This window comes from Paenibacillus gorillae, assembly GCF_000513275.1.
Classification (GTDB): domain Bacteria; phylum Bacillota; class Bacilli; order Paenibacillales; family Paenibacillaceae; genus Pristimantibacillus; species Pristimantibacillus gorillae.
This window is the reverse complement of sequence record NZ_CBVJ010000084.1, coordinates 24316-30416: the sequence shown is the minus strand read 5'-3', so window position 1 is coordinate 30416 and position 6101 is coordinate 24316. Positions and strand designations below refer to the sequence as shown.

Below are 6101 nucleotides of genomic sequence, written 5' to 3'. Positions count from 1 at the left end.
GGTTGGTTTTGTTTTGACTGCTTATTGCTGCATCGTGCGGTAGATGCTGTGATTGCGAAGGCCGGCGAATAAGTTGAACAGGCCGAGCACGAGGAAGATCGAGCCGATGACGATACGGGCGGTCGATTCATTGGACAAAAAAAGCTGAACGGCAGCGATGAATATGAGCATGGCACCCATGCTTATATTCATCCGTGAGGCGTTTAAGCCGCGTGCGCGGGCATCCGGCGCACGGCGCGAACGAAAGCTGAACAGGACGGTTAGCGCAAGCGAGATAATGATACAAGGCGCGAACACGAATTGAATAATGGAATCCATTGCGGCGAGACAGCTCCTTAACTGGTTATTGACGCTATTGTAGCATGAATTGGCAAATAAGGAGAAATGGGCTGTCCCCGATTAACCGGGCGGCCGGTCATACAATCGCACCTTTACCCACACCTGAAGCACGTTGTCGACGACAAGCATCGTGTTGATCGTGACGGTATAGTTTTTTTCGAGTACGTCGGAATATATTTTTTGACTTAACAGCTTGCGGGCGAACTGGGCATCCGAATCGATTTCATAGATACTCTGTCCAATAAAGACCGACAAATCCTTCTTAATCCGCAGCAGCAGCTCAGCCTCGGTCACTTTGTCGAGTACGGGCTTCTTTTTGTCCCCGGCTTCTTCCTCAATGCGGGGGACTACGCTTTTGATGACCGTATGCTGCTTGCTCAGTTTTTTCCATTGTTTGATGTCGGATTCGTATTGATCCAGCTTCATTTCCAGATCGCTCTTCAAACTGATGAGCGCTTCGAATTGAGCGTGATAGATGGAGCTATAGACGGCAGCGCCGATAATCATTCCCGCCAGCAGCAAGCCAAGCCCCCGCATCGCACCGACATATTTATCGAACTGCGGAACGCGCATTACTTATGTCGCTCCTTTGCATATCAGCTTAATCAGCTCCGTTCCGATATGCGCTCCGAGAAAAGCAGCACCGATGTAGCCGATTTGCAGAACGGCCGGGGAGAGATGGCCCTCGACAAAGTTGCTTTCAATGACCCTCATCGGATCGATAGAGCCGCCGACGGCAGCGACGATTGCCCATATTTTTAAATTCACCGCAGTGTTGACCATCATCGTCGTCGGCGGCGTGAGCAAGAAAACCGAGCCGACGCCTGCCAGCATGGAACCGCCAATGACGACGCCGAAGGCGATAAAAAAATCGAGTCCTGCTTTCGTTAAAAAGTAATTCAAGCGCACGCACCTGCCTTTTTCATATCAAATCAAACCGAAGTGATGCCTGTCCGGCCCTTTATCCCATTCTATGGGCGGTACTGCGGGTAATATGATAAAATAGAAGAATAGAATAGCGAGCGGTAAGGGAGGGTTCGGGATGAACGGCAACGAAAGCGGTCAACACTCATCATTTGTGCACTTGCATGTCCATAGCGAATACAGCTTGCTCGACGGTGCCGCCCGTATCCGCGATTTGGCGGCCACTGCGGCCAACCTAGGCATGAAGGCGCTTGCGCTGACGGACCACGGGGTGATGTACGGGGCCATTCCGTTTTACCGGGCATGTGTGGAGCGGGGAATTAAGCCGATTATCGGCTGTGAAATGTATTTTACAGCGGGCTCGCGTCAGGAAAAGGGAACCCGCAAGGAAAATCCGATCTATCATTTGATTTTGCTGGCTCGAAATGAGACCGGTTATCGAAATTTGATGAAGCTTTGTTCGATTGGCCATTTGGAGGGCTTTCACTATAAGCCGCGCATCGATCTGGAGACGCTTGCCGCTCACTCGGAGGGGCTGGTGTGTCTGAGCTCCTGTCTGCACGGCGAAATCTCGCAGCATTTGCTGCACGACCGGACGGATGAGGCGCGCGCAGCAGCTCTTCGTTATAGCGCAATATTTGGCGACGATTTCTACCTGGAGCTGCAAGATCATGGCATGCTGGAGCAGAAAAAAGTGGCAATGGCGATGATCGAGCTTGCGCGGGATACCGGTATTAAGCTGGCAGCAACCAATGATGTTCATTACTTGACGCAAGCGGACGCCGAAGTGCAGGATGTGCTGCTGTGCATCGGAACCGGCAAAACAGTCGAGGATACAGACCGCATGCGGATGGGCACCAATCAGCTTTATATGAAAAGCGGAGAAGAGATGGAGCTCTTGTTCCGCCATGTGCCGGAGGCGATTGCCAACACAGCGGAGATTGCCGATAAATGCGGCTTTGAGCTGACGTTTGGCCGCGCGGAGCTGCCGGTGTTCCGGCCGGTGCCGGACGGGATGTCGTCAGCCGATTATTTGGCCAAGCTTTGCCAAGACGGCCTGCAAGCCAGATACGCCGGTCTTCCGGAGTGGACAGACGGCTCGGATGCCCGCAAGCAGGCGGAAGAGAGGCTCGCATACGAGCTGTCCGTTATCGATAAAATGGGCTTTAATGATTACTTCCTGATCGTATGGGATTTCATCCGTTTTGCCCATGAGCAAGGCATTCGAACCGGTCCGGGCCGGGGCTCGTCGGCGGGAAGTCTGGTTGCATATACACTGCGCATTACCGACGTTGATCCGCTGAAATACAAGCTGTTGTTCGAGCGTTTCCTCAATCCGGAGCGGATTACGATGCCCGATATCGATATTGACTTCAACGATGAGCGGCGTGACGAGGTTATTGCTTACGTCACTGCCAAATATGGCGACGATCATGTTGCGCAGATTATTACGTTCGGAACGATGGCTGCTAAAGCGGCGGTTCGCGACGTCGGACGCGCTATGAACGTGCCGTTTGGCGAGGTCGATCGAGCCGCCAAGCTGATCCCGAATCAGCTCGGCATTACGCTGGAGGAGGCGCTGCGGCAAAGCGACGGATTGCGCGAGGCTTGTGAGCGCCAGCCGAAGACGGATGCGATGCTCAAGATGGCGCTGAAGGTGGAGGGGATGCCGCGGCATGCCTCCACGCATGCGGCAGGCGTTATTTTGGCAGGAGGGCCGTTGACCGATTATGTGCCTCTACAGTCAGGCGGCGAGAATTCTGTGCTGACGCAATATTCAATGGAGCATCTGGAGGCAATCGGCCTTCTGAAAATGGATTTTCTCGGGCTGCGCACGCTTTCGATTTTGGAGCGGGCGCTGAGCTGGGTCAAACAGCAATACGACAAAAATATCGATTTCCGCCACATACGGGATGACGATCCGGCAACTTATGAGATGCTGGGCCGCGGTGAGACGATGGGCATTTTCCAATTGGAGTCCACTGGCGTCCGCCGGGTGCTGCGGGAGATGAAGCCGTCCGGATTCGAGGATATTATCTCGGTGCTGGCGCTTTACCGGCCAGGACCGATGGAATTTATCCCGAAATATATACAAGGCAAACACGGCACGGTGGAAGTAGCGTATCCGCATCCTTCGCTGGAGCCCATATTGGCTGATACGTATGGCATAATCGTTTATCAGGAGCAAATTATGCAGATCGCCTCGACGATGGCAGGCTTTTCGCTTGGTGAAGCGGATTTGCTGCGCCGAGCCGTGTCGAAGAAGAAGCGCGAGGTGCTGGATGAGCAGCGCGCCCATTTCGTTCAAGGAAGTCTCGGGCAGGGCTATTCCGAGGATGATGCGACTCTGGTCTATGATATGATCGTCCGCTTTGCCGACTACGGCTTTCCGCGCGCCCATGCGGCCGCATATGGCGTACTGGCCTTCCAGACGGCATGGCTGAAAGCGAACTATCCGGTTCAATTCATGGCGGCGATGCTGGCCTCGGTAACGGGCAATCAGCGGAAGACGGCCGAGTATGTCGACGAATGCCGCCGGATGGGCATTGAAGTACTGCCGCCGGATGTCAACGAAAGCAGTGTTACCTTTACGCCGGTAGAGAGAGCGGTTCGGTTCGGGCTGGCGGCCGTCAAGAACGTCGGTACGCAAGCGATTGAAGCACTGGAGCGGGAGCGTGCGGACCGGCCGTTCGAAAGCTTACTAGACCTTTGCCGCCGGGTTGATTTGCGCGTCGTTAATAAACGGGTGCTGGAATCGCTCATTCAAGCCGGGGCGCTCGATTCGGTGCCGGGTCACCGCGCGCAGCAGCTCGCCGTGCTGGAAGAGACGGTAGAGGCGGCGGTGAAATGGCGTAAGGAGCGCGAAGAACTGCAAATTGAGATGTTCGGGTTCGACGAAGTGCAGAACTGGGATATTGAGATGCCGGATATCCGTCCTTACACTGCAGGGGAACAGCTGGAGCTGGAACGTGAGCTTCTAGGGCTGTATTTGTCCGGTCATCCACTCGATGCCGTTCAAGAGCAGCTTGAACCGCTAGGACTGGAGCGAATGGTAGATTTGAGCGAAGCAGCGGAGGGAGCATCTGCGATCGTAGGGGCTCGAATTATTTCACTGAAGCCGTTCATGAACAAGAAAGGCAATGCAATGGGCTTTCTTGAGCTGGAGGATCGTATCGTGCGGGTGGAGGCAGTCGTCTTCCCCGCGGTATGGAAACGATGCTCCGATCGGCTGGAAAAAGGCGGACTCGCCATCGTCTCGGCGACCGTACAGCATCAGGACGATGAAGTGAAGCTCATCGTCGAGGACGTTCTGCCGCTTGAGCGGGTCGGCGACCAGGCGCAAAGCATGGCTGAACAAGTGCGCGCAATGCGCCGTCAAGCGGCGTCTCGCGCATCCCGAATGGCGGCCGGAGCGGGCCGATCTTCTGCTGCCCAGCCTGTTCCGTCGCAGCAGTCGCGGCCAGTCGCTGCCCAGCCTGCCTCGGCAGCAGCTCCGGTGCAGCAGGCATCCAAGCATTCAGCAGCTAGAGCAGCGACTCCAGTCCGTGAGCATCCGGCTGAGCCAGTCCGCACCGCAGTTGAGCCGCGCAAGCGTCAGCAGCAGCGCGTTTATATTAAAATCAGCGCAGCCAGCGAACAGACAGGAGCGCTGGGCAAGCTGCAAAGCTTGCTTGCAGGCCATACCGGGCCGCTGGATACGGTACTTTTTTATGAGCGGAGCCAGAAATCGATTGCATTAAGCGACAGCTACCGGGTGAAGCCGTCCCCGCAGCTGTTCACAGCGATTGAACAGCTGCTTGGTCCGGGCTCGGTGGCGGTCAAATAGGCTGCCGCTCGTCCGAATTATTTTCCAATGATGGCAATTGTCATGCACAACCGGCCAGCCTCCCGCATACATTTAGAGATACAAGCGGCAATAAGGGCGGATGCAGCGCCAGGCGCCACAACTGGCATTCCAGTTGCTTGAAGCGCTGGCCCTTTTTGCCCGCAGCTTGCGTTGCACCACGACGTACAAGCATTTGCGGGAGGAATGGACATGACATCCGGAATTGAAAATTGGCTATTGAAGCGCGGAGTAAGCGTGGACGACATTGCGGAAATCGTATATACGCTGCAGCGCCCCTATAACCCGGATCTGAATATCGCGGAGTGTGCGGAGAGCGTCCGGGCCGTACTGGGCAAGCGGGAGGTGCAGTATGTGCTGTTCACAGGCATTGCGCTGGATGAGCTTGCCGAGCGGCGATTGCTGCCCGAGCCGCTGCAGGCGATTATGGAAACCGATGAATCACTATATGGCGTCGATGAGACGCTGGCGCTCGGCATTACGAATGTTTATGGCATGATTGGCTTGACGAGCTTCGGATATTTGGATAAAGTAAAGCCCGGTATTATTCGTCAGCTCAACTTGAAAGGCGAGAAAATTCACGTCTTTCTTGACGATCTTGTGGCTGGACTTGCGGCCGCCGCATCAGCGAGAATTGCCCACCAGGACCCGAAGGCGCACCGATATGATTTGCCGGATTCCCCATGACTATGGTATCATTGTGACATCATATGGCCTGTTGCCGACGCTTGCAGGCAGGAACTTACGTCTGAGGGGTCGGCGCAACGTTTTTCAGGGGGTACCATAATGTGGACGGTCATTTACATCGCACCCACCGCAAAAATCGCGGATAACATCAAGAAGCGGCTTACGGAAGAAGGATTTCTCGTAAAGGTCCGTCCTGTTAATCTGTCTAAACAGCAATATGAGATTTTGGTCCCGTCAGGCGAGCTGGAGGAAGTACAGGAAGTTTTCAATTCCATCATCCAGCCGTAATGGACAACCATATACTATT

The 6101-nt window shown here is 54.8% G+C and carries 6 protein-coding genes; 3 read left to right on the top strand and 3 right to left on the bottom strand.

Features of this window, described 5'->3' with window-relative positions; genetic code table 11:
- Positions 1–21: 21 nt before the first annotated feature.
- The 3 genes from TY10_RS14990 to TY10_RS14980 all read right to left on the bottom strand — a co-directional run bounded on the left by TY10_RS14990 (position 22) and on the right by TY10_RS14980 (position 1242).
- Positions 22–318, bottom strand: a complete 297-nt coding sequence (locus TY10_RS14990; RefSeq protein ID WP_042164989.1) for a YtpI family protein — start codon at positions 316–318, stop codon at positions 22–24.
- An 81-nt stretch (positions 319–399) separates the two neighbouring features.
- Positions 400–912, bottom strand: a complete 513-nt coding sequence (locus TY10_RS14985; protein ID WP_042164987.1) for a sporulation membrane protein YtrI — start codon at positions 910–912, stop codon at positions 400–402.
- A 3-nt stretch (positions 913–915) separates the two neighbouring features.
- Positions 916–1242, bottom strand: coding sequence for a YtrH family sporulation protein (locus tag TY10_RS14980; RefSeq protein ID WP_042164994.1), 327 nt, complete (start codon positions 1240–1242; stop codon positions 916–918).
- A 139-nt stretch (positions 1243–1381) separates the two neighbouring features.
- On the opposite strand from TY10_RS14980, the gene TY10_RS14975 reads away from it, so the two are divergent.
- From TY10_RS14975 to TY10_RS14965, 3 genes are all read left to right on the top strand, one after another.
- Positions 1382–5089, top strand: a complete 3708-nt coding sequence (locus TY10_RS14975) for a DNA polymerase III subunit alpha (protein ID WP_042164985.1) — start codon at positions 1382–1384, stop codon at positions 5087–5089.
- A 210-nt stretch (positions 5090–5299) separates the two neighbouring features.
- Positions 5300–5794 carry a phosphatidylglycerophosphatase A family protein gene (locus TY10_RS14970; RefSeq protein WP_042164981.1) on the top strand — a complete coding sequence of 165 codons (495 nt, stop codon included), beginning with the start codon at positions 5300–5302 and terminating at the stop codon, positions 5792–5794.
- 99 nt (positions 5795–5893) lie between these two features.
- The gene (locus TY10_RS14965; protein WP_042164979.1) at positions 5894–6082 is read left to right on the top strand and encodes a hypothetical protein; all 189 of its coding nucleotides are present in this window, start codon (positions 5894–5896) and stop codon (positions 6080–6082) included.
- Positions 6083–6101 lie beyond the last annotated feature (19 nt).

Bases quoted from the DNA above. Each gene is read 5' to 3' on its own strand.
- TY10_RS14970 (WP_042164981.1), top strand. From the start codon at position 5,300: ATGACATCCGGAATTGAAAATTGGCTATTGAAGCGCGGAGTAAGCGTG.
- TY10_RS14990 (WP_042164989.1), bottom strand. From the start codon at position 318: ATGGATTCCATTATTCAATTCGTGTTCGCGCCTTGTATCATTATCTCG.
- TY10_RS14965 (WP_042164979.1), top strand. From the start codon at position 5,894: ATGTGGACGGTCATTTACATCGCACCCACCGCAAAAATCGCGGATAAC.
- TY10_RS14985 (WP_042164987.1), bottom strand. From the start codon at position 912: ATGCGCGTTCCGCAGTTCGATAAATATGTCGGTGCGATGCGGGGGCTT.
- TY10_RS14975 (WP_042164985.1), top strand. From the start codon at position 1,382: ATGAACGGCAACGAAAGCGGTCAACACTCATCATTTGTGCACTTGCAT.